At 62.4% G+C, this 21,998-nt stretch carries 21 protein-coding genes; 13 read left to right on the plus strand and 8 right to left on the minus strand.

All coding sequences use genetic code 11. The features are described from left to right. Positions 1-58: 58 nt before the first annotated feature. Both FIV35_RS07280 and FIV35_RS07285 read left to right on the plus strand, forming a co-directional pair. Positions 59-1,021 (plus strand): alpha/beta hydrolase, encoded by a 963-nt coding sequence (locus tag FIV35_RS07280; protein ID WP_034138791.1) that lies wholly within the window; start codon positions 59-61, stop codon positions 1,019-1,021. A gap of 99 nt (positions 1,022-1,120) precedes the next feature. Continuing rightward, positions 1,121-1,927 (plus strand): hypothetical protein, encoded by an 807-nt coding sequence (locus tag FIV35_RS07285; RefSeq protein WP_034099339.1) that lies wholly within the window; start codon positions 1,121-1,123, stop codon positions 1,925-1,927. Between the two features lie 62 nt (positions 1,928-1,989). Here the strand turns inward: FIV35_RS07285 and prmB are convergent, their stop codons facing one another. After that, on the minus strand, positions 1,990-2,898 hold the full coding sequence (prmB, locus tag FIV35_RS07290) for a 50S ribosomal protein L3 N(5)-glutamine methyltransferase (RefSeq protein WP_034138792.1): 909 nt from the start codon (positions 2,896-2,898) through the stop codon (positions 1,990-1,992). Positions 2,899-3,137: 239 nt separating this feature from the next. Here prmB and FIV35_RS07295 point away from each other — a divergent pair, with 239 nt between their 5' ends. The 5 genes from FIV35_RS07295 (at position 3,138) to FIV35_RS07315 (ending at position 5,915) form a co-directional block, all read left to right on the plus strand. Next, positions 3,138-3,728 carry a cysteine hydrolase family protein gene (locus tag FIV35_RS07295; RefSeq protein WP_034138793.1) on the plus strand — a complete coding sequence of 197 codons (591 nt, stop codon included), beginning with the start codon at positions 3,138-3,140 and terminating at the stop codon, positions 3,726-3,728. 136 nt (positions 3,729-3,864) lie between these two features. Continuing rightward, positions 3,865-4,185 (plus strand): hypothetical protein, encoded by a 321-nt coding sequence (locus FIV35_RS07300; RefSeq protein ID WP_034099345.1) that lies wholly within the window; start codon positions 3,865-3,867, stop codon positions 4,183-4,185. 74 nt (positions 4,186-4,259) lie between these two features. Beyond that, the gene (locus FIV35_RS07305; RefSeq protein WP_034138794.1) at positions 4,260-4,817 is read left to right on the plus strand and encodes a Smr/MutS family protein; all 558 of its coding nucleotides are present in this window, start codon (positions 4,260-4,262) and stop codon (positions 4,815-4,817) included. Between the two features lie 78 nt (positions 4,818-4,895). Continuing rightward, positions 4,896-5,441, plus strand: a complete 546-nt coding sequence (folE, locus tag FIV35_RS07310; RefSeq protein ID WP_034138795.1) for a GTP cyclohydrolase I FolE — start codon at positions 4,896-4,898, stop codon at positions 5,439-5,441. A 102-nt stretch (positions 5,442-5,543) separates the two neighbouring features. Continuing rightward, on the plus strand, positions 5,544-5,915 hold the full coding sequence (locus tag FIV35_RS07315) for a glutathione S-transferase N-terminal domain-containing protein (protein ID WP_034114659.1): 372 nt from the start codon (positions 5,544-5,546) through the stop codon (positions 5,913-5,915). Positions 5,916-5,920: 5 nt separating this feature from the next. Here FIV35_RS07315 and FIV35_RS07320 read toward each other — a convergent pair whose 3' ends face one another. From FIV35_RS07320 to FIV35_RS07330, 3 genes are read right to left on the minus strand one after another with little or no spacing between them, the layout of a single operon-like run. Continuing rightward, positions 5,921-6,247 (minus strand): AtuA-related protein, encoded by a 327-nt coding sequence (locus FIV35_RS07320; protein WP_034099357.1) that lies wholly within the window; start codon positions 6,245-6,247, stop codon positions 5,921-5,923. Next, entirely contained in the window at positions 6,244-7,569 is a 1,326-nt protein-coding gene (locus tag FIV35_RS07325) for an acyclic terpene utilization AtuA family protein (RefSeq protein ID WP_034138796.1), read from the minus strand. The genes FIV35_RS07320 and FIV35_RS07325 overlap by 4 nt, the downstream gene beginning before the upstream one ends. A gap of 1 nt (position 7,570) precedes the next feature. Next, positions 7,571-8,863, minus strand: coding sequence for a CitMHS family transporter (locus FIV35_RS07330; RefSeq protein WP_034099360.1), 1,293 nt, complete (start codon positions 8,861-8,863; stop codon positions 7,571-7,573). Between the two features lie 114 nt (positions 8,864-8,977). Between FIV35_RS07330 and FIV35_RS07335 the strand changes: the two genes are divergently transcribed. Then, entirely contained in the window at positions 8,978-9,874 is an 897-nt protein-coding gene (locus tag FIV35_RS07335; RefSeq protein ID WP_034138797.1) for a LysR family transcriptional regulator, read from the plus strand. A 9-nt stretch (positions 9,875-9,883) separates the two neighbouring features. On the opposite strand, the gene FIV35_RS07340 is transcribed toward FIV35_RS07335, so the two are convergent. Then, positions 9,884-10,486 carry a glutathione S-transferase family protein gene (locus FIV35_RS07340; RefSeq protein WP_034099363.1) on the minus strand — a complete coding sequence of 201 codons (603 nt, stop codon included), beginning with the start codon at positions 10,484-10,486 and terminating at the stop codon, positions 9,884-9,886. 10 nt (positions 10,487-10,496) lie between these two features. Beyond that, entirely contained in the window at positions 10,497-11,663 is a 1,167-nt protein-coding gene (locus tag FIV35_RS07345; RefSeq protein ID WP_034138798.1) for an aminotransferase-like domain-containing protein, read from the minus strand. Between the two features lie 81 nt (positions 11,664-11,744). On the opposite strand from FIV35_RS07345, the gene FIV35_RS07350 reads away from it, so the two are divergent. The 3 genes from FIV35_RS07350 to FIV35_RS07360 all read left to right on the plus strand — a co-directional run bounded on the left by FIV35_RS07350 (position 11,745) and on the right by FIV35_RS07360 (position 14,396). Continuing rightward, positions 11,745-12,179 (plus strand): MarR family winged helix-turn-helix transcriptional regulator, encoded by a 435-nt coding sequence (locus FIV35_RS07350; protein WP_034099367.1) that lies wholly within the window; start codon positions 11,745-11,747, stop codon positions 12,177-12,179. Positions 12,180-12,442: 263 nt separating this feature from the next. Beyond that, positions 12,443-13,705 carry an NCS2 family permease gene (locus FIV35_RS07355; RefSeq protein WP_371263967.1) on the plus strand — a complete coding sequence of 421 codons (1,263 nt, stop codon included), beginning with the start codon at positions 12,443-12,445 and terminating at the stop codon, positions 13,703-13,705. Positions 13,706-13,769: 64 nt separating this feature from the next. Continuing rightward, complete coding sequence (locus FIV35_RS07360) at positions 13,770-14,396, plus strand: LysE family translocator (RefSeq protein WP_034138799.1); 627 nt, start codon at positions 13,770-13,772, stop codon at positions 14,394-14,396. Here the strand turns inward: FIV35_RS07360 and FIV35_RS07365 are convergent. Together FIV35_RS07365 and uraH are read right to left on the minus strand one after the other, a co-directional pair. After that, complete coding sequence (locus FIV35_RS07365) at positions 14,386-19,662, minus strand: dermonecrotic toxin domain-containing protein (protein ID WP_231980908.1); 5,277 nt, start codon at positions 19,660-19,662, stop codon at positions 14,386-14,388. The genes FIV35_RS07360 and FIV35_RS07365 overlap by 11 nt on opposite strands. Before the next feature lie 155 nt (positions 19,663-19,817). Next, positions 19,818-20,171 (minus strand): hydroxyisourate hydrolase, encoded by a 354-nt coding sequence (gene uraH / locus FIV35_RS07370; protein ID WP_034099376.1) that lies wholly within the window; start codon positions 20,169-20,171, stop codon positions 19,818-19,820. Between the two features lie 379 nt (positions 20,172-20,550). Between uraH and puuE the strand changes: the two genes are divergently transcribed. Then, the gene (gene puuE / locus FIV35_RS07375) at positions 20,551-21,477 is read left to right on the plus strand and encodes an allantoinase PuuE (protein ID WP_034099379.1); all 927 of its coding nucleotides are present in this window, start codon (positions 20,551-20,553) and stop codon (positions 21,475-21,477) included. Beyond that, the gene (gene uraD, locus FIV35_RS07380) at positions 21,474-21,989 is read left to right on the plus strand and encodes a 2-oxo-4-hydroxy-4-carboxy-5-ureidoimidazoline decarboxylase (RefSeq protein ID WP_034138800.1); all 516 of its coding nucleotides are present in this window, start codon (positions 21,474-21,476) and stop codon (positions 21,987-21,989) included. Before puuE ends, uraD begins: the two co-directional genes overlap by 4 nt. The last annotated feature ends 9 nt before the right edge of the window (positions 21,990-21,998 follow it).

The following is a 21,998-nucleotide window of genomic DNA, read 5'->3' on the forward strand; positions in this document are numbered from 1 at the left end:
TCCTCGAAACCTTACCGGTCGGCATGGGTCCAACCGGCACTTCCCTGATGATGGCGCGATGATGCTGCGAGTTTTGCTGTTCACCCTCACCCTCTTGACCACCTTGGCCCACGCCGCGTCCCCTGTTGTCCTACAACGGCCCATCAGCCTCGACACCGGCAGTGGCAAGCTATTCGGCTCGTTGTTGCTGCCGCAGTCCGACAGCCCGGTGCCAGTGGTATTGATCATCGCCGGTTCCGGCCCCACCGACCGCAACGGCAACAGCGCCGACGGCGCGCGCAACGACAGCCTCAAGCGCCTGGCCTGGGTGTTGGCCCGGCACAATATCGCCAGCGTGCGCTACGACAAGCGCGGCGTGGCCGCCAGCCTGGCCGCTACCCCGGACGAACGCAACCTGACCCTGGATGCCTACGTCGCCGACGCGGTGGCGTGGGGCAACCTGCTCAAGGCCGACAAGCGCATGGGCCCATTGATCGTACTGGGCCATAGTGAAGGTGCGCTGGTGGCCGCGCTGGCCGCGCCGCAGTTGCAGCCTGCCGGGGTGATTTCCCTGTCCGGCAGCGCGCGCCCCGTGGATCAAGTGATCCGCCAGCAACTGGCCGATCACCTGCCCCCTGCCCTGCTGTTACGCAGCAATGAAATCCTTGATCACCTCAAGGCCGGCCAGGTGGACGCCGATGTGCCTGGCCCGCTGCAAGGCATTTTCCGACCCAGTGTGCAGCCGTATCTGATCAGCCTATTCCGCGCCGATCCCTCGGCCGCGTTTGCCAAGCTGAACATGCCGGCGCTGATTATCCAGGGCACCCACGATATCCAAGTGGGCGTGGACGATGCACGGCAACTCAAGCAGGCCAAGCCCGACGCGCAACTGGTGGTGATCGACGGCATGAATCATGTGATGCGCATCGTGCCCAAGGAAGTGAAACAGCAGCTGGCGTCCTACAACGACCCGCAATTGCCCCTTGCCGCTGAGCTGGGCCAGCGCATCGTGAGCTTTATCGACGGACTTCAATCCCGTTAAGCAACAAATGGCCTCCAGTCCTGGCAAATCCGGCCGATAAGCCCAGGGTCGACAGTAAAAAGACCGTCGACTCGCTGGGCCTGGACAGGATCGCACCGCATGACAACCACAGAAGCACTACCCGAACCGACCGCCGACACCTCGGCCGCAACACCCGAGGCCGCCGACACGGCGCCTTTGCCATGGGCGGACGTTCAAGCCGAACATTTCAAGATGCTGCGCCTGGCTCCCCTGGCCACCGACCGCGCTACCGGTGCGCGGCCGTTGCGGTTTGTGCAGTTCGGCTATGCCGAGCGCAACGACAAACACCACAGTCTTTTGCGCATGGTCATCCAACTACCCGGTCAGCGCGTGCGCCGCGAGCAGAACCATTTGGATGTGTGGGTCGACCACGATAAACATCGCGTGCATTTCGGCCCCGGCAACAGCCTGGAAATCGAGCCGCCCAACCGTGGCATCGGTCGATTCCTGGTGGCCCAGGCCGCGGCTTGGGCGAAAAAGCACTGGTCCCATTACCGCGTCGATGGCGTCGACCTTTCTAACAAGGACGCCCTCAACGAATCCACGCGCCTGCGCCGCGATCACTTTTTGCGCATCCAGGGTTTCGATGTGGCCTACGCCGATGTGCAGCACCTCAAAGGCAACGTACAGCCCGGTAAGGTCAGCGCGGTGCTGGACAGTTGGAACACCGAGAAGGTGCAGTTCGTGGAAATCCTCGAAGCCGCACAGATGCTGCAGCAGGCCGAGCAGAATCTGCTGGAACAGGAAGTGAAGCTGCGAAAGGAAGAAGAAAAGGTCACCAAGTTCAAGCGCGAAGACAGCGGCTTGCGCTTTACGATTACCTGCCTGGTGGCGTTTACGGTGTTTCAGGCGGGGTTGTTGATCTGGATTGCGACGCACCGATAGCCGTTTGAAAGGCGATCGATGTGGGAGGAGGCCCCCTCCCACATTTTTTAACGGTGTTCCTGTTAAACCTTGGCAGCAAACACCGCTTGATGGGTGCGGCACTGTTCGGCGGTCAACATAAACACACCGTGCCCGCCACGCTGGAACTCCAGCCAGGCGAAATCCACCTCCGGGTACAACGTTTCGACGTGAACCTGGCTGTTACCGACCTCGACAATCAACAGGCCTTTCTCCGTAAGGTGGTCCGCCGCTTCGGCCAACATGCGTCGCACCAGGTTCAGGCCGTCGTCGCCACAGGCCAGGCCCAGCTCCGGTTCGTGCTGGTACTCGTCTGGCATGTCGGCAAAATCCTCGGCGTCCACATACGGCGGGTTGGAGACGATCAGGTCGAACCGCTGGCCCGGCAGGCCGTCGAAGCCGTCGCCCTGCACGGTGTACACGCGCTCGTCGACGCCATGACGCTCGATGTTCTGGTTGGCCACTTCCAGGGCTTCAAAGGACAGATCCCCCAACACCACTTCGGCGTCCCGGAATTCGTAAGCGCAGGCGATGCCGATGCACCCGGAGCCGGTGCACAGGTCGAGAATGCGCGCCGGCGGTTGGGCCAGCCAGGGTTCGAAGCGGTTTTCGATCAGTTCGCCAATCGGTGAGCGCGGGATCAGCACGCGTTCATCGACGATAAACGACATGCCGCAGAACCACGCCTCACCCAGCAGGTAAGCGGTGGGCACGCGTTCATGTATGCGACGATGCAGCAGGCGCTGTACGTGGGAGATTTCCTCTTCTTCGAGGTTGCAGTCCAGGTAGCTGTCGGCCATTTCCCAAGGCAGGTGCAAGGCGCCGAGTACCAACTGGCGGGCTTCGTCCCAGGCATTGTCGGTGCCATGCCCGAAAAACAGCTCTTCCCCATGGAAACGGCTGACAGCCCAACGGATATGGTCGCGCAAGGTGCGCAGGCGGGAAGTGATCACGGGGCAGACTCCTGGAAAAAACGACTGGCGATTCTAACAGCCTTCGCCTGTACCGACGATGTACGAAAAACCCGGTGCCGTACGTCGGTTTTCATCCAAATTGCCAGTATTGCGCCCAACACGCCCACCTCTTGACATCGCTGCACGCCAGCAACGGCGTACCTTACGATCGTAGCGATTCACAGAAGCGCTCAGCCAGTGGACAATGTCGCAAACGCCCCCCTCACAGGAGCCCCAGAATGTCCGTTCCAAAGACGATGTTTCAACTCAGCGGTCGTGGTTACGCAGCTGCCAATCTCAGCCATGCGACCCTTGTGATCATCGACGCCCAGAAGGAATACCTCAGCGGCCCGCTCGCCCTCTCGGGCATGGATGCGGCCGTGGCCAATATCAAGCAATTGTTCGCGGCGGCGCGCGAAGCCGGGCGCCCTATCGTGCATGTGCGCCACCTGGGCACCGTGGGCGGCCTGTTCGACCCACAAGGTGAGCGTGGTGAATTCATCCCGGGCCTGGAACCTATCGCTGACGAAACCATTATTGGCAAGCTGCTGCCCAGCGCGTTCCACGGCACCGAACTGCTCGACTGCCTGCAGAACCTGGGTTCTCTGGATCTGATCGTCTGCGGGTTCATGAGCCACTCCAGCGTCAGCACCACGGTGCGCGCCGCCAAGAACCTGGGCTTTCGCTGCACCCTGGTGGAAGACGCCTGCGCCACCCGCGACCTGCCGTACAAAGGCGGCGTGCTGAGCGCCGAGCAGGTGCAGCAAACCGAAATGGCCATCATGGCCGACAACTTCGCCACCCTCGCTTTGACCAAAGATCTGATCTGATCGCCGCCGGGATGAGCGGCGGGTTTATTGCCCCGCTCATCCGCTAAGCCCTTTCATTTGGCGCATTTACCCCTGCCCCCGGAACAAGCCGGGTATCTTCCGGTCGAAGGGCCGATACCCTGGAGGAAAGGTCGGGATGAAGATATCCGATGGTTTTGACGCTCGTCGCTTGCGCCCCAAGGGCCCGAGCAATTGGCGTCTGCGCTTGGTGGCCGGCATTGCCGCGCTGCTGGCGATTGTAGGTGTGCTGTTGGCGGGCGCCGGTGGCGCTGGTCTGTTTGGCCATTCGCCGGCCCTGGGCGAACTGAATGCCAGCCCGGGCGGTTCTGCCTTGCTGTTGGGCATTGGCCTGCTGGTGCTGTGGTTGGGTGTGTGGTTGTGGCGCCGCAGCCGACGCCGCATGCGGCAGCCGCTGTCGCTGAACATTGCCTCACACCTGATGAAGAAACACGACTAGTGGCGCTTGGATAGCGTTTCCTGCGCCCGGCCGCCGCGATTTAGGTAAACTGCCCGCCCTTCGCGGAGGCTGACATGCAAGACGACGATTTTTCCCTGTTCAAAAACGAGCTGCGCGGCGTCAAGCCGATCAAGCATGACCGTGCCGACACCGGTAAACCCAAGACCGATCGCGCGCAGATCGCCAAACTGCGCCAGGCCGCGACCGTGCGCACCGACGCCGCCACCGTGGATGGCCTGTCGGACCAGTTCGTCATCGACGTCGGCCCCGAAGACGAGCTGATGTGGGCCCGCGACGGCGTGCAGGAAAGCCAGATGCGCAAGCTCAAGGCCGGTCAGATCCCTTTCGAAGGCAGCCTCGACCTGCACGGCATGACCGTGGAAAAAGCCCGGGAAACCTTATGGGCCTTCCTCGCCGAAGCCACCAAGTTCGAAATCCGCTGCGTGCGCGTTACCCATGGCAAAGCCGTGCGGCTCGACGGTAAGCGGCCAATGATCAAGAGCCACGTCAATACCTGGCTGCGTCAGCACACACAAGTACTCGGCTTCACCTCCTGCCAGGCCCGCCACGGCGGCGCGGGGGCGGTGTATGTGATGCTCAAGCGGACCATGATGGAAGGGCGTGACGAGTAAACAGTGCCATCGTCGTGCTTGCAGCGATGTGCCCGCCACCGTAACCTTGCGCTTTGCGAAAATCCCACAGGTAGTTTCATGTCCCTGGAACAGAATTACACCGCGATCCTCGGCCAACTCGGCGAGGACGTTTCCCGCGAGGGCCTGCTCGACACGCCCAAGCGCGCCGCCAAGGCGATGCAATACCTTTGCCGCGGTTATGAACAGACGCTCGAAGAAGTCACCAACGGTGCCTTGTTCAGTTCCGACAACAGCGAAATGGTGCTGGTCAAGGACATCGAGTTGTACTCGCTGTGCGAACACCACCTGCTGCCGTTCATCGGCAAGGCCCATGTGGCCTATGTCCCGAGCGGCAAGGTGTTGGGCCTGTCCAAAGTGGCGCGGATCGTCGATATGTATGCGCGTCGCCTGCAGATCCAGGAAAACCTCAGCCGCCAGATTGCCGATGCCGTGCTGCAGGTGACCGGCGCATTGGGCGTGGCGGTGGTGATCGAGGCCAAGCACATGTGCATGATGATGCGCGGCGTGGAGAAGCAGAATTCGTCGATGATCACTTCGGTGATGCTCGGTGAATTCCGCGAAAACGCAGCCACCCGCAGCGAATTTCTCAGTCTGATCAAGTAAGCGGCTGCGTAGGAAAAGACCGGCGTTCATCGCCGGTTTTTTTTCGCCTGCACAAATCAGGTAAGCTGCGGCCCCTTCTGTGTTGGGCAAGAGGTTTCAACCATGTTCGTCAAAGCACTTCGAGTGGGCCTCGGCCACGTCATCATCGCGGGCGATTTACTGACCCGCCCCCGTAAAAAGCAGCGCCCCGCCGAGCAACAGGCACAGGTCAACGAAGCGGCCAAGGGCCTGACCCTGTATCAGTTCCACGCCTGCCCGTTCTGCGTGAAGACCCGCCGCACTCTGCATCGCCTGAATGTGCCCGTGGCGCTGAAAGACGCGAAGAACAATGAGCAGGACCGTCAGACCCTGCTGGAGCAAGGCGGCAAGATCAAGGTGCCGTGCCTGCGTATCGAAGAAAACGGCCAGACCACCTGGATGTACGACTCCAAGGTGATCATCGATTACCTGGATAAACGCTTCGCCGCCGTCTGACAGACTTACCGCCCCTTTGCCGGGGTGAGTTCCAGATCCAGCAGCGCCGAGCCCAGACACTTGCCATGGGCATCCAGGGCCAGCGAGCGGGTCACGCCGCCGCGCAGTATCCCCGGCAGCACGAAATTCAGCGCGTGCACATGGGGCAGTTCATAGCGCCGCACTGGTGCCGCGCCCGGGCCGAGCAACCCGGCGAAAAACTCGGCGACCCGTTCGGCGGTGAGCTGTTCGCACAGTCTTGGGTAATCCTCGGCGCGGTAAGCAATGATCGAGATATTCGACGTATCGCCCTTATCGCCGGTACGGGAATGGGCCAGTGTGTGCAGTTTCATGCCTGAATCCTCGGGTTGACCGCGTCACGGGGCAGCAGCAACGAGGCTACCGCCACCACCTGGCGTAGGCTTTTGCTGGCACCGCCGCCGCCGGACGGGCCGTTGGTGTACAGGGTTTCCACCTCGTTGCCGATGCGCACGGCGTCGCTACGCTCTTCACAGCGGGCGGCGACGCGCAGCCGCACTTCCCAGGGCTCCACGCTATTGCGCGGACCGTGCAGCGAGTCGATACCGATCAATTCGGCGCGTACGTCCTGCATCTTCACTCCCATCAATTCAAGACGCTTGAGCACCACATCCCGCGCCAACTGCGCCCGTGCGATAGCGCCGGGGCCGCCGTAGGACATCTGCCCTTCCCCGATCCAGCCATCCAGATAGCCCACGCTGACTTTCAACTGCGACGGACGCCCACGGCCATCGGCGCCTTGAGCCCGAACGCGATCCACACCCTCGTCGACAAAGCTCACCTGGGAAAAGTCCGCGGTCACGTCGGGGGTGAGATAGGCCGCCGGGTCATGCACCTCATAGATCAATTGCTCGGTGCAAGTGGCGCGGCTGACCCGCCCACCGGAACCCGCAACCTTGGTGATCACCGCGCCGCCCTCGGCATCGATCTCGGCCAACGGGAAGCCGAGCCGCGCCAGATCCTCCACGTCCTTGAACCCCGGATCGGCGAAATAGCCGCCGCTGACCTGTCCTGCACATTCGAGCAAGTGCCCCACCAGGGTGCCCCGGCCCAGGCGCGGCCAATCGTCCGCGGCCCAGCCGAATTCAAACATCTGCGGCGCAAGGAACAACGACGGGTCGGCCACACGCCCGGTGATCACCACATCGGCCTCGGCGCGCAGGGCCTCAAGGATCCCATCGACACCCAGGTAGGCGTTCGCCGAGATGACTCGCGCGCCGAGTGAGGCAAGGGTCTGGCCGTTATCCAGCACCTGCTCGGGGCGTAGCAGCGGCAATACGTCGTCGCCGACCACCGCCACAACGTTGAGGTCCAGGCCCAGTTCATCGGCGATGCGCCGTACGTGTTCGGCCGCCGACAGCGGGTTGGCCGCGCCCATATTGGTGATCACCCGCAAACGCCGGCGCACCGGCTGCGCGCCGACAAACGGCAGCACCCGGCGCATGCGCTCGCCCAGCAGCGGGTCGTAGCCGCCCTGGGGATCGCTGATGCGTGCTTGTTGGGCCAGGGCGATGGTGCGTTCGGCCAGGCATTCAAAAACCAGGTAATCCAAGTCGCCGTGCTCGGCCAGTTCCACGGCCGGTTCAATGCGGTCGCCGGAATAGCCGGCGCCGGAACCGATGCGCAAGGTGTTCATGTCAGATCACTCCCAAAAGCAACGCGGTCAGGGTCATCAACACTGACGCGGCAAACAGAAACGGAATAGTGAAGCGCTGGTGATCGGCCAGTTCGATCTTGCACAGGCCCACCAACAGGAAGGTCGCCGGGGTCAGCGGGCTAACCGGGAAACCGGTGGTGTGCACGCCCAACAGCGAGGCCTGGGCCACTTGCAGGGGGTCTACGCCGAGGGCCTTGCCGACTTCGGCGATCACCGGCATCACGCCGAAATAGTAGGAATCGGGGTCGAACAGCATGCTCAGGGGCATGGATATGAAGCCCACCACCGCCGGGATCAGCTTGCCGTGGCCCGCCGGAATCTGCGCCACCGCCACTTCGGCGATGGCCTTGAGCATGCCGGTGCCCTGCATGATGCCGGTGAACACCCCGGCGGCGAGCAGGATACTGGCCATGGTCAAGGCGGTTTTCGCATGGGCGTCGATGCGCGCACGCTGGGCGTCCACGTTCGGGTAATTGATGCACAGCGCCACGACGGTGCCGAGCATGAACATCACCACCGGGTCGACCCAACCGGCAATCATCACCACCATCACCAGCACGGTCAGGATCAGGTTGAGCCAGAACAGCCGTGGGCGCCGCAGCTTGAGGTCGTCCTCGCTGAGTACGCGTTGCGGCACGGCGTCTACCGTCGAACCGGCGCCCAGGCCCAGACGTTTTTCTTCGCGCCGGCCCAGCCACCAGGCGCAGGCGAACACAAAGATCAGCCCCACGATCTGCACGGGAATCAGCGGTTGGAACAAGTCCGCCACCGGCACATGCAGCGCGGCCGAAGAGCGCAGTACCGGGCCGGTCCACGGCAAAAAGTTGACCCCGGCGGCCATGGCGCACACACACGCGAGGATGCGTTTGTCGATGCCCAGCCGCGTATAGAGCGGCAACATCGCCGGCACCGTCACCAGGAAGGTCACCGCACCGGAGCCGTCCAGGTGCACCAGCAGCGCGAGGGTCGCGGTGCCGACGACAATCCGTGTAGGGCGCGTGCCCACCGTGCGCAGGATGCGGTCAATGATGGGGTCGAGCATGCCTGCGTCGGTCATGATCCCGAAAAACAGGATGGCAAACACAAACATCCCCACAACAGGCGCGACGTTCTTGATTCCGGTGATGATAAAGGCACTGGTTTGCAGGCCGAACCCGCCGAGCAGCGCGGCGATGATCGGCAAAGCGATTAAAGCCACGAGTGGCGAGAGGCGTTTGCTCATGACGGCAATGAGCAGGCACAGGATGGTAATGACACCCAGGGTAGCGAGCATGGGGACTCCAGAACGGCCTTTGGTGGCCGGTTATTGTTTTCCACGGAGTATTGGAAGCGCGGTAGTCTTTGTAAATTGGAATATTCAGCCCGGCATGTTCGGAAAAACAAAACGATGAAAAATTCGATCCAGCATATCCAAGCGTTTCTCACCGTCGCGCGCACCGGCAGCTTTACCAAGGCCGCCAGCGAACTGAACCTCTCGCCGTCGGCGCTCACCGTGCAAGTGCAGCAATTGGAAGAGTGGCTGGGCATCGCCCTGCTCGACCGCAGCCCGCGCCACGTCAGCCTCACCCCCGCCGGGCAGGAAGCTCGCGGCCCGATGGAAAAACTGCTGCTGGACCTGGATAACATCGTCGCCGGCTCGCGCGACCTCGCCGCGTTGCGCCGGGGCGTGGTCACCATTGCCGCCCTGCCCTCGGTGTGCGCCGGTAGCCTGCCCCCGGCGCTGCGTCTGTTCCGCGAGCGCTTTGCCGGGATCGATGTGCGCCTGCACGACGTGGTGGCCCATCGCATTCATGCCCAGGTGCGCGCCGGCGACGTGGACTTTGGCATCGGCGTGCGGGCGCGATTAAGCCATGGGCTGGATTTCGTACCGGTGCTCAATGACCGCCTGTGTGCGTTTGTGCCGCTGGATCATCCCTTCGCGGCTTTGCCACGCTTGTCCCTGGAGCAACTGGCGGACCAGCCGATCATCCTCACCGGCCGCGACAGCAGTGTGCGCGAGCAGGTGGACGCGCTGTTCGACCAGACGCGGCTGAGCATGACGGCCGGCATGGAGGCTAACTACATGTCGACGGTGCTGGCCTTGGTGCGTCAGGGATTGGGGATCAGTGTGTTGCCGGAATCGGCGGCGGATAGTTTGGAGGGGTTACAGCGGATCGCCATCGATCATCCCGGGGTAAGCCGGGAGATCGGCCTGATCAGTCGCAGCGGGACAACGCTGAGCCCGGCGGCGCAGCGCTGTTTCGACCTGCTGAGCGATGAGTTATCCGACACCTCATCGAACTGAATGGAGTGATCAGTCCAGCATCGCCACATGCTTGGGATGACTGGCCACCCGTGCCAGCCAGGCCTGCACCGCCGGGTACGGCGCCAGATCGAAGCCGCCTTCGTGGGCCACATGGGTGTAGGCATACAGCGCGATATCGGCAATCGAATACTGCTCGCCCACCAGATATGGCGTGGCTTGCAGTTGGCGCTCCATCACCCGCAGCGCCTTGTAGCCGCCCTTATGGGTGGTTTTGTATTCCTCCAAGCGATCTTCCGGCATGTTCAGGTAGTACTGGATAAACCGCGCCACGGCGATGTAAGGCTCGTGGCTGTACTGCTCGAAGAACTGCCATTGCAGCACCTGGGTGCGCAAGCGCGGCTCGGTGGGCAGAAACTCACTGCCGTCGGCGAGGAAGTTGAGGATCGCGTTGGATTCCCACAGGCAGGTGCCGTCTTCCAGTTCCAGCACCGGGATTTTGCCGTTGGGGTTCTTGGCCAGGAATTCGGCGGTCTGGGTGTCGCCGTTGAGGATGTCGACATTCACCCATTCATACGGGATGCCCAGCAGGTTGAGCATCAGTTTGACCTTGTAGCAGTTGCCCGAGCGGTAATCGCCATAAACCTTGTACATGGGGTTCCCCTTATGCCGCTTGCGCGTGCTGTGCTTGACGGATCACGGTGGCCAGACGCATCAGACCTTCGTCCAGGCGGGACGGGTCGATATGGCTGAAATTGAGCCGCAGTGAGCCCAGGTGCTGGTCCGGCTCGGAAAAGAACGGTTCGCCGGGCATAAAGGCGACGTTCTGAGCGAGCGCGGGCGCCAACAAAGTGCGGGTATCGAGCGGCTGTTTCAAGGTCAGCCAGAAGAATAATCCGCCCTGGGGCACCTGCCAGTCGGCGAGTTCGCTGAAATGCCGTTCCAGCGCGGCCTGAAACCCATCGCGGCGCTCGCGGTAAAAACGGCGCAGTTCAGCCAAGTGCTGCTGATAATTTGGCGTGCCGATCCACTGCATCGCCTGCCACTGGCCCACGCGATTGGTGTGCAGATCCGCCGATTGCTTAAGCTTGAGCAGGTGCGGGAACAGGTCGGGGCTGGCAATCAGGTAACCGACGCGCAGGCCCGGCAGCAGGGTTTTGGACACGGTGCCGGTGTAGATCCAACTGGCCTTGTGCAGGCGGCTGACGATGGGCCGCGCGCTGGCGCCGTCGAAGGTCAGTTCGCGGTAGGGTTCGTCTTCGATCAGGGTCACGCCGAATTCGTCGAGCAACGTGGCGACAGCGTCGCGCTTGGCCTCGCTATAGCGCACCGCCGACGGGTTCTGGAAGGTGGGGATCAAGTAGATGAACGCCGGGCGATGACGCTCAAGCTTGGCGCGCAACGCGGCCAGGTCGGGGCCGTCGTCCTCCAGGGGCACAGTGAGGCAATCGGCGCCGAACAGCTGGAAGATCTGCAACGCGGCCAGGTAGGTCGGGCCTTCGAGCAGGATGGGCGTGCCTTGATCGATATACAGCTTGGCCGCCAGGTCCAGGGTCTGCTGGGACCCGCTGACCACCAGCACCTGGCTGGCCTGGCACGGCACGCCCAGGGCGCGCGCTTCGGCCGCCAGCAATTCCCGCAACTGCGGCTCGCCTTCGCTCATGCCGTATTGGCCGATGTTCAATGGCATGTCATCCCAGTTCAACGCCGGCAGCATGCTTTCGGCCGGCAGCCCGCCGGCGAACGACATCACTTCCGGGCGCTGCGCCGCGGCGAGGATTTCACGGATCAAGGAGCTTTTAAGGCGCGTAACACGTTCGGAGAAGGCCATAAGGTCACCGCTGGCGAAGACTGTGGGAAATACGTCAAACTGGTTGACCGAAATTACGACAGCTCACCTGGATACGTCAACATGCTTGACCTTAAAAACCCAAACAGCCAGCAGCAAGCCATGGAAGCGTTTTTCTTCGGCTACCAGGCGTTCACCGCCAAGGCCGATGAAATGCTCGAACGTCGCGGCCTGAGCCGGGTACATCAGCGCATTGTGTTTTTTATCGCCCGCTACCCGGCCCTGAGCGTGACGCAGTTGCTGGCATTGCTGGGGGTGAGCAAGCAGGCGCTGAACATGCCGTTGCGCCAATTGCAGGAAATGCACTTGGTGAGCAGCGTGGCGTCGCAGACTGATAAGCGCAAACGCTTGCTGGAGCTCAGCGAAGAAGGTCGGCGGTTCGAACAATCACTGCGCCGCGAGCAGGTGAAGTTGCTGCAGCGCGCCTTCAGCGAAGCCGGTGAAGAGGCGGTGAAAGGCTGGCTGGCGGTGAATATGGCGCTGAGCGCGAAAAACTAGAGGTTTGCCTTTCATCCCTTTCGCACACAAAATGGAAAACATTATTTGCTTTCTTTGTATACAAAAGCATAATTCGCTTCGTGCGAGTTCCTGACCTATTAGTCAACAAAACCCGCCAGTAACCTCACAGCGCCCTGCGCTGGCCATAACAATAAAATGCTTGAGGAGTACTCGCTGTGGATAGCCGCAAATCCGAAGCCCCTACGCTGGACCTGTCACCCGCCTCCCAAGGCGGTTGGCTGGAACGTCTGTTCAAACTGCGCATGCATGGCACCACAGTGAAGACCGAGCTGATCGCCGGCCTCACCACCTTTATCACCATGGCCTACATCATCTTCGTCAACCCCAACATCATGGCCGATGCCGGCATCGATCACGGTGCGGCCTTTGTCGCCACCTGCATCGCCGCCGCCCTCGGTTGCCTGCTGATGGGCCTGTACGCCAACTGGCCGGTGGGCCTGGCGCCGGGCATGGGTTTGAATGCGTTTTTCACCTACACCGTGGTCGGCACCATGGGCTACCACTGGGAGACCGCCCTGGGTGCGGTGTTTATCTCCGGGGTGCTGTTTATGCTGCTGACGCTGTCGCGCATCCGCGAGTGGCTGCTCAACAGCATCCCGGTCAGCCTGCGGCATGCCATGGGCGCCGGTGTCGGTCTGTTTCTTGGGGTGATCGGCCTGAAAACCGCCGGCATCATCGTCGACAGCCCGGCCACCCTGATCAAGCTCGGGTCGCTGCACGAGCCGGCACCCCTGCTGGCGGCGGTGTGCTTTTTGCTGATTGCGATCCTCAGCTACCACCGCGTGTTCGGCGCGATTCTGATCAGCATCATTGCCGTGACCCTGGCCGGTTGGGGCCTGGGCCTGGTGCATTACAACGGCATCCTATCCACCCCACCGAGCCTGGCGCCGACCTGGATGGCGATGGACGTCAAAGGCGTGTTCAACGTCAGCATGATCAGCGTGGTGTTCGCCTTTCTGTTTGTGCACATGTTCGACACCGCCGGCACCTTGATGGGCGTCGCGCAACGGGCCGGGCTGGTGAATGCCGACGGCAAGATCGATAACCTGTCCCGCGCCCTCAAGGCCGACAGCGCCTCCAGCGTGTTTGGGGCCATGGTCGGTGTGCCGCCGGTGACCAGTTATGTGGAAAGCGCTGCCGGCGTGGCCGCCGGTGGGCGCACCGGATTGACCGCCGTGACCGTGGGCGTGCTGTTTGTGGCGGCGATGTTTTTTGCGCCACTGGCCGGCATGATTCCGGCCTACGCCACCGCCGGCGCGCTGATCTATGTCGCGATGCTGATGATGGCGAGCATGGCCCATATCAACTGGGACGAAGCCACCGACAGCATTCCGGCGATTGTCACGGCGATCATGATGCCGCTGACGTTTTCTGTGGCCGACGGTATCGCCCTGGGCTTTATCACGTATGTGGCACTCAAGGCCGGCACCGGCAAATACCGTGAAATATCCATCAGCCTGTGGGTGCTGTGCGCAATTTTCATCGCCAAATTCGTTTTCCTGTAACCCAGGCAAACGGCGATAACCGCCTCACCTTCGGGTGGGGCTTTTGCATGAAGGGAGGAATGTAATGAGCGTGGAAACCTGGCTGCTGTTCAGCGGCGCTGCCTTGATCGTGATCCTGATTCCGGGCCCGCTGTCACTGCTGATGATCAGCAACAGCCTCAACTACGGCCTGCGCCGCTCGTATCCGGCGTTTCTGGGCGGGGTGTTCGCCTCGATCTGCCTGCTCAGTGCCTCGGCGCTGGGTCTGGGGGCGCTGTTGCTGGCGTCCGAGCAATTGTTCAGCGCGTTGAAAATCGTCGGCGCGCTGTACCTGTTCTACCTGGCCTGGCAAAGCTGGCAGCAATCGCGCCTGCCGTCCCAAGGCGCGGTGGTGCCGGACGCGGTGCCGGTGCCGCGTTTTCGCGCGTTGTTCGGGCGAGCCTTTGTGCTGGGCGCCAGCAACCCCAAGGACATCCTGTTTTTCGCCGCCTTCCTGCCGCAGTTTCTTAGCAGCCAGCAGGCGTTCCTGCCGCAATTGCTGATCATGATCGCCACCTGGACCGTACTCGACTTGCTCTGCAAGCTGGCCTACGGCCTCGGCGCCCATGGCGCGGCGCGCTACCTGCGCACCGGCAAGGGCCAGAGCTGGTTCAACCGCTTCAGCGCCGGGCTGTTTGGCGGTGCCGGCGCGGTCTCCCTGCTCAAGGGCTAGTAAGCTGAGGCTTGATGAAATACACGGTGGGGGGAAGGTTGCCTTTGACCGGCCACTGAACGCCCCCCACCATCGTCACCAAGCGCTCGCTGCCCATTGCATCGTTGACCAGACGATGCACCTCTGACGTCGGATGAAGGGTCAGCTGTTTGGCGACCGATTCCTTCGACAACCTGGGAACGGCTGCAACGCTGCCTGATTCAAGCCATTGGGTCGACAGGTAATACACGTTGTCGGAGCGCTCATGGGTACACACCCACACGAAATGCTCCCGCCCGCCATGGGTTTTCTTCATCGACCTGAGCACAAAGCCTTGTGCCTCCAACACTTGTCTGATTGTGGCCTGCTGCGCCTGCCCTCGCTCACGCAAGAGCACATCCTTTGCCTGCTTCTTCTGCAACGCACCGAGCGACGCGGAAACAGGCGCCTTGAGTGACGCCGCCAAGGGCGTAGGCGGCTGGAAATCCACGCGCGAGAATCCAGGCGCCTTGCCTTCGAACCCGATGAAAAAGGCTTGTTTGCCCGAGGGTTCGGCCGGGCGCAGGAGTTTGAACAGGTCGTCGGTCTGGCCCCCGGCCGCAATCCAGCCGTCCAGGGTTGCGCGCACGTTCAACAGGTGCGTGGCCGACGCCGTGCGGCCGGTGTCCGCCAGTTCAATCAAGCGCTGGCCGGCGAAACGTCGGCTGGCCAGGGTCATGCCGGGAAACACCTGGGCCACGGATTGCTCCAGCGGGCGGTCGAACAACGGGCGATGCAGTTGCCAACGCTTTTCGGCGTTCAGGGTCGCCGGAATCGGTTGCTCGTGGAGCTGGCTGTTGAGCCAACGCTCGATATCGTCGACAGCCCGAGAGAACAGTGGGTTGTCTTTCGTCAGGAAAATAATCTGGTCGAGGGGCGCGTTGCTGCCCTGGGGCAGCAACCGGTAGTAGTGGCCGTCGATCCTGACTACGTAGTAGTTGCGCTCCTGCAACGACGGCGAAGAAGAAACCGACCTGAACGGCGGATGAGGCAACGCGACTTCAGGCTGCATCGGCACCAGAAACACCCCATGCCCGGACGGCGCTTCCGGCAACTGCGCAACGATATTGGCATGCCAATCGCGCCACGCCACCTGGGGGCCCGGCGATTGACGCACGGCGGTTTCGGTGGCGCCGCGCGCAGGTGGCGACCAGGCGACCGGCGTGTCAGACCGCCACGGACTGAGCACTCCGGAGCTGGGCCCGGCCACCGGAGCGTCCGCGCCCAGCAGCCATTCACCGGGCGCGTGAATCGTCAGGATCAGTTCATCTTGGCCCGGCGCGTCCTGGTTTTTCAGACGCAGAAACTGCTCGTCGCCGCGTCGGTAAACCGGGTAACGGTCCTCGCCTACCACCATGAATGGCTCATCGTGTTTGACGTACAGGCCTTTTTCGCCGGGCCCACTGAGCGGCACGGCGTCGGCTGGCACGCCCGGTTTCTTGAATCGCTCCAGCAGTTTGAGCTGACCAGCGGGAGAAGCCGACCGGCCCAGCCGAGGCACCCGGCCAACCTCGACGAGCGTGGTGCGATGCAGGCGGTTCAGCCCCATCCCCATCGAACGCAGCGGTACGCCCTTGCGCGCTTTTGGCCCAGGCATAACGCTCAGTATCAGATCCACCAGCAGGAATACCGCGCCAAATGCCACATCCACCGCATCCCGTGGGTCACCGCTATGGTGATAACGCCGTGCCGCCAACAACACCTCGTAGAGCTGGTTCACCACGCCGAACCAGGGCACGAAAAGCGACAGCAGTGCCCGGTCGCGGCGGTCTTTTTCCGCTTGCAAGCGTTGGGTGCGGTACTTTTCCAGGGTTTTACCGGAGTGGCTGCCGGCCTGGGCCTGACGATGCAGTTCAAGGACCCGCGCCTGGTACAACAGGGCCTGGGCATCGCACTGGGAGGTGGGCACCAATGCCAACCAGTTCAAGGGATCGCTGGAGATCTGCTCAAGGGTCTGCGCTTCGGCTTCCGCGGCCAGCGCCGTCGGCTCCTGATGCTTGACACTGAACGAGCGCACAAACTCGGCGCCGCGCCAGAGCCCTTGCAACATGACGTACCCCGGCAACAGATACACCGCCTGGAACTGCGGCGGCTGCGCGCAGGCTTCGTCAGGCGTGTGCGCGATGGCTTCGAATGCCCAGCCGGGTGCGATGTGCCGCGCCAAGGCTTTGGTATTAGGCGGTACTGCGCCAATGCGATTCAGATATTCCCGCGCCAGTTGCAGGCTGCTGTGCTCACTGATGGCATTGCCATCCGGCGCAGCGGGCCAGTAAACCACGCAGGCTTGGGACAGCAGGTCGTGAATCACCACGATGCCGGCAATGTAGCGATCGTGCTGCAACGTGTGACCCACCAGATGCACCACATACAGTTGCAGGTGATAGCCCTGCTGGCGCAAGTCGTTCGGCGTGCGCGCCGCCATGGCCAGGCTGAACAGGCGCTGAGCGCTGGGCGTCAGCCCCTGTTGAGTCGCCGAATACAGGTGCGCGTCGGCGCCTGTGACCAGCGCGCGCCTGAGCAAGGTGGGCACGCGTCCCTCAGTCAAGCGCCGTGGCGCCTCGTCGCGCGGGTAAAACACTCCATTGATCAGCGCCTCATACTGACCGCCGATATCCAGCCAGGAGACCATGGCGATCAGGTAGGACGGACTCAGCAGCCCCTTCCATTCGGGCTTCAGGTACTGCGCAAATCTAAAGCGCCACCAGGTGGGCAGCATCTGGGGGTCGAGGTTATGCAGCGCCAGTTGCAGCAAATTGAACTGGGTACGCCCGGTGCTGGGAGTGAGGATTTCCTTACGATCGCCCACACTGCAGGTGGCATCTGCACTACAGAAACGACCGTCGACCTGGTCAGGCATTTCGATAAACGGCGTGTCGATGTCCACCGACGGATAGAGGCCGTCCTCGCGTAAACGAGCAATCAACACGCGACGGGCGAAGCTGGGCAAATCCGGCAGACGTTGTTCGAGACGTGCCTGCAGGGCAAAAGTGCTGCTCAGGTAGTGGCCTTGCAGGCGTCTGAATCGGTCGAGCTGCGCGGCCGACGCCTCTTTCATCCACGCCGGCAGTGTGGGCTGCGCGCCCGTCGCCTGGCGCACCACATCAACATGGGCCCGCGCCCGAACCCGCGCGTCGCTGGCCGGAGCCGTGAGCTGCTGCGCCAGCTCATGGGCCAGCAACAGACCGCTCAAGTGCACATCGCTGACTTCACTGAATACCGGGGGATTGCGCCCGATCCCTCGGTACACGCGCATATAGCCCTTGAGCAGTTGCTTGAGCGCGAACAGCAGCGGGTTGCCGTCGATGGGGGCATAGCTCACCGCCAGAGTCTGCCCGGCCACCGCTGCGCGCACCGCACCACGGTGCTGACGATCGACGTACTGCCACATCAGTGAGGCGTCACGGCTGGCAAAACTGGCCTTGACCCCCTCGGTCAGCGCGTCGAGACGAGCAAAGCTCGCCACCCCACCCTCCTGTCCGAAAGCGCACAACAGCACCGGCGCACGTCGCTGCGGATCGTCGAGGGCCGCCGCCTCGGTCACCACAAACAGACTATGCAGCGGCTCGCCGCCCACTCGCACCGACAACACCCGGGCTTGGCTGCCCTCACGCTGACGGGTCAGCGGAGCGTCCAGCACCTCAAGCAGCAAGTCGCGATGGGGGGTGCGCAGCAAGCGCAGCCGGTGCTGCAACTGAACCTCGTCACGCAGCAGCTCGCGCCAGACAGCGATAAAGCATGCCACCCGCCGGGCCGTACCGTCGGCGCGCGCGGCCCAGAACGCCACGTCGAACAGTTTCAATTGAGCATCGTGCAGCAGCGTGCGCAGGCCGTTAGCGTGACTGTTGAGTTGGTTTTCCAGCGTGACTGATTCCTGCCAGGCCGGGGTGTCCTGGCCGGGGTCGTGGGGGTCCAGCAGCGCAGTCAGGCCCTTCTCATAACGCTTGACCTGCTGCTGCACGGTGTTCAACGCCAGGCCCGGCGCCGTGCTGGCGAAATTGATTTCCTGACGGCGACGCTGCTGGTCCCAGTCCAACAGCTCGCGGCGGATTGGCCCCAGGCGCGACTTGCCGATGCTGTGACGCCGACCCCGCTCGATCTGGGCGAGAAACCGCGCCTTATCGGTCACAGCCGGCCGCCGCGCAGCGGAAAACACCTGCGCAAGGTTTATCGACACGGCACAGGCCAACTCGTTTTCCCATTGCCCGTCGCGAATCGACAGCGCGCTGAGAGCCAAGGCATCGCCATGCAGCGCCGAGCCGCGAGCCGCTGTCATCGCCATGCCGGGTTGACACAGCTCGTGTCGACGTCGCAACGGCAGGCATTGCCACAGGTCGTCAAATACCGTGCTGCGGATCAGCGCGACCAGGCCGCACTGCAACTGAGCGAAGGACGGATACTCGTAAAAGGGGCGATTCAGCCCCGGCAGATACATCACATGGGGCATGCCCACCGGGTCGCCTTGCCGGTAGAGATGCAACGCACCGGGGACGGGCATCAGTCGCGGCCCCACTCCCGGCCACATCAATTGGCAGGCCTGTACGCTGGCCCACTGCTGCCCCGCACGTTGGCGCGCTTCGGCGGTCGGTGCGTCCACCAGGGCCTGGGCCATGACCGCACCAGCGCTGGACAGCTCGTCCAATTGCCGCGCCACCAGCGCCCGGTCGGCGAACAGTTGCCTGTGGAGTTCCACCCAGCGCTCCTCGCGGGTCTGCCAGGAACCTGTGGCAAGGGTCTGCCAGTACTCGGTCTGGGCGGTGTTGAGGCGCTCGAACAACTTGAGTGCGACAACTCGCTGCAGTGCTTCCAGCGCTGTGAACGGCAAACGGCGCGTCGGCTCGTCCTTGAGGCTGAGGGCGGTGAACTGATTGATATTGAGCGGCACCGACGGCAGCACGAGCAACTGCAGGGCGCGGTCGGTCAAGCACTCGACCTTGCTCGCGGTGGCCGGCGGCAAGGGTTCGGTGAACAGCAACGTGTCCGGGTCCAGATCGAACGCCTGGCGCAGGGCGGCGCGAATTACTCGCAGCACCTTGGGCGCGCGCGCAATCAGGCCTGACACGCGGCGTGCCGCGTCGGCGCAGCGCAGATCGGCCGTCGCCAGCTGGTTGATCAGACGGCTGGGATGGGGGCTGCTGTTGATCCGCTGGGCCAGTTGGGCGCGCAGGGCCTGGCGCGCTTCGTGGGCGACGCGGGCCGGGGCGCCCGCCTCAGCAGACAAGGCGGTAGGGTCGTCGTTGAGTGAGGTCACGGCGGTATCTTCGTCGAGGAAAACACCTAGCCTAGGCAGGGCCAAGCTCGCGCAGGCGCTAGATAATTGAACGCCGCCCGAGCAAAAAAAAGCCCGCAGTGTGAGCGGGCGAAAAACCAACGAAGAGCTTTGGGGGTGTGAAGCGCGGGGACGACTCAGCTACCGCGGTAGGTGGAATAGCTGTAAGGCGAAATCAGTAAGGGCACATGGTAGTGATCCTGTTCGGCGCTGATGCCGAAGCGCAGCACCACCACGTCCAGAAAGGCCGGCTCCGGCAGTTGTACGCCGCGGGCGCGGTAGTAGTCACCGGCGCTGAACTGCACCTGGTAGACGCCGCTGCGATAGTCGTCGCCTTGCAGCAATGGCGCGTCGCAACGGCCGTCGCTGTTGGTCACGGCGCTGGCCACCAGTTCCAGCTGCGTGCCTTCGACGCGGTACAGTTCAACCTTGATTGCGCTGCCGGGGCAGCCGTGGGCCGCGTCGAGTACGTGTGTGGTCAGTCGTCCCATGGATCGGGGCTCCGTTCAGTCGAGTGAGAAAGGCCGCACCTTTTCAGGGCGAGAAAAAGCCGGCGATGGCTGATTAAGACACTTTTGATAAAAATTGTACACAATAAAAACCACAAAATTTTCAGCACGCTCCTCAGCGCTTTTCGCGCAGGTGAATCCTCGGTAAACCTTGCGTTTAAAAGGACTGCTATACATTTACTGACCAACCGGGCAAGTTTCTTGCAGGGTTAAACGGTGCAGATGGCTTGGAAAAAATGCGGAAATACAGGCTTACAAAGTGACCGGTAAGTTGTATACAATCAGCCCATCGCTGTGACGCCACCCAGTCTTTCCGCTGGCCGCCACGCACTTGTTACCACGCACAAGAAGGAAGACTGCAGTGAGCGCTGACTACCCACGCGACCTGATCGGTTACGGCAGTAACCCTCCTCACCCCCACTGGCCAGGCAAGGCGCGCATTGCCTTGTCGTTCGTACTCAACTACGAAGAAGGCGGTGAACGCAACATCTTGCACGGCGATAAAGAGTCGGAGGCGTTCCTTTCGGAAATGGTCTCGGCCCAGCCGCTGCAAGGCGAACGCAATATGAGCATGGAGTCGCTGTACGAATACGGCAGCCGTGCCGGCGTGTGGCGCATCCTCAAGTTGTTCAAAGCATTCGATATCCCGCTGACCATCTTCGCCGTAGCCATGGCCGCCCAGCGTCACCCGGACGTGATCCGCGCCATGGTCGCCGCCGGCCACGAGATCTGCAGCCACGGTTACCGCTGGATCGACTACCAATACATGGACGAGGCCCAGGAACGCGAGCATATGCTCGAAGCCATCCGCATCCTCACCGAACTGACCGGCGAACGCCCGCTGGGCTGGTACACCGGGCGCACCGGCCCCAACACGCGGCGGCTGGTGATGGAGGAAGGCGGGTTTCTCTACGACTGCGACACCTACGACGACGACCTGCCCTACTGGGAACCCAACACCCCCACCGGCAAGCCGCACCTGGTGATCCCCTACACCCTGGACACCAACGATATGCGCTTCACCCAGGTGCAGGGCTTCAACAAAGGCGATGACTTCTTCGAGTACCTCAAGGATGCGTTCGACGTGCTTTACGCCGAAGGCGCCGAGGCACCGAAAATGCTCTCCATCGGCCTGCATTGCCGCCTGATCGGTCGCCCGGCGCGCCTGGCCTCGCTCAAACGCTTTATCGAATACGCCAAAAGCCACGAACAGGTGTGGTTCACCCGCCGCGTTGACATCGCCCGTCACTGGCAAGCCACCCACCCGTACAAGGGAGCGGCGAAATGACTGCGTTCCAAACCCTACAACCCTCGACCTTGAGCCGTGACGCCTTCGTCCGCGCCTTTGCCGATATCTACGAACATTCGCCATGGGTGGCCGAAAAGGCCTTCGACCTGGGCCAGGACGCGTCGATCGATCAGATCGAAACCCTGCACCAGCGCATGAGCGATATCCTGTTGAGCGCTGATCACGTCAGTCAACTGGCGCTGATCAACGCTCACCCGGACCTGGCCGGCAAAGCCGCCGTCCAGGGCCAACTGACCGAAGCCAGCACTAACGAACAGGCCGGCGCCGGTATTCACCAATGCACGGCCGAAGAGTTTTCTCGCTTCACCGAGCTGAACGAAGCCTACAAAGCCAAGTTCAAGTTTCCCTTCATCATGGCGGTAAAAGGCAGCAACCGGCATCAGATACTCGCCGCGTTCGAAACGCGCATTCACAACTCGGTGGACGCCGAGTTCAAGTGCGCGCTGGACGAGATCAACAAGATCGCGTTGTTCCGTTTACTGACCCTCTAAACACCATCC

It is taken from the genome of Pseudomonas rhodesiae (assembly GCF_007858255.1).
Lineage (GTDB): Bacteria > Pseudomonadota > Gammaproteobacteria > Pseudomonadales > Pseudomonadaceae > Aquipseudomonas > Aquipseudomonas rhodesiae.

Excerpts from the sequence above, each read along its gene's own strand:
- uraH (WP_034099376.1), bottom strand. The coding sequence starts at position 20,171 with ATGGGACGACTGACCACACACGTACTCGACGCGGCCCACGGCTGCCCC.
- FIV35_RS07295 (WP_034138793.1), top strand. The coding sequence starts at position 3,138 with ATGTCCGTTCCAAAGACGATGTTTCAACTCAGCGGTCGTGGTTACGCA.
- FIV35_RS07285 (WP_034099339.1), top strand. The coding sequence starts at position 1,121 with ATGACAACCACAGAAGCACTACCCGAACCGACCGCCGACACCTCGGCC.
- FIV35_RS07355 (WP_371263967.1), top strand. The coding sequence starts at position 12,443 with ATGCATGGCACCACAGTGAAGACCGAGCTGATCGCCGGCCTCACCACC.
- FIV35_RS07330 (WP_034099360.1), bottom strand. The coding sequence starts at position 8,863 with ATGCTCGCTACCCTGGGTGTCATTACCATCCTGTGCCTGCTCATTGCC.
- FIV35_RS07305 (WP_034138794.1), top strand. The coding sequence starts at position 4,260 with ATGCAAGACGACGATTTTTCCCTGTTCAAAAACGAGCTGCGCGGCGTC.
- FIV35_RS07300 (WP_034099345.1), top strand. The coding sequence starts at position 3,865 with ATGAAGATATCCGATGGTTTTGACGCTCGTCGCTTGCGCCCCAAGGGC.
- FIV35_RS07350 (WP_034099367.1), top strand. The coding sequence starts at position 11,745 with ATGCTTGACCTTAAAAACCCAAACAGCCAGCAGCAAGCCATGGAAGCG.
- FIV35_RS07340 (WP_034099363.1), bottom strand. The coding sequence starts at position 10,486 with ATGTACAAGGTTTATGGCGATTACCGCTCGGGCAACTGCTACAAGGTC.
- FIV35_RS07315 (WP_034114659.1), top strand. The coding sequence starts at position 5,544 with ATGTTCGTCAAAGCACTTCGAGTGGGCCTCGGCCACGTCATCATCGCG.
- uraD (WP_034138800.1), top strand. The coding sequence starts at position 21,474 with ATGACTGCGTTCCAAACCCTACAACCCTCGACCTTGAGCCGTGACGCC.
- FIV35_RS07335 (WP_034138797.1), top strand. The coding sequence starts at position 8,978 with ATGAAAAATTCGATCCAGCATATCCAAGCGTTTCTCACCGTCGCGCGC.
- FIV35_RS07345 (WP_034138798.1), bottom strand. The coding sequence starts at position 11,663 with ATGGCCTTCTCCGAACGTGTTACGCGCCTTAAAAGCTCCTTGATCCGT.
- FIV35_RS07320 (WP_034099357.1), bottom strand. The coding sequence starts at position 6,247 with ATGAAACTGCACACACTGGCCCATTCCCGTACCGGCGATAAGGGCGAT.
- FIV35_RS07360 (WP_034138799.1), top strand. The coding sequence starts at position 13,770 with ATGAGCGTGGAAACCTGGCTGCTGTTCAGCGGCGCTGCCTTGATCGTG.
- folE (WP_034138795.1), top strand. The coding sequence starts at position 4,896 with ATGTCCCTGGAACAGAATTACACCGCGATCCTCGGCCAACTCGGCGAG.
- FIV35_RS07280 (WP_034138791.1), top strand. The coding sequence starts at position 59 with ATGATGCTGCGAGTTTTGCTGTTCACCCTCACCCTCTTGACCACCTTG.
- FIV35_RS07325 (WP_034138796.1), bottom strand. The coding sequence starts at position 7,569 with ATGAACACCTTGCGCATCGGTTCCGGCGCCGGCTATTCCGGCGACCGC.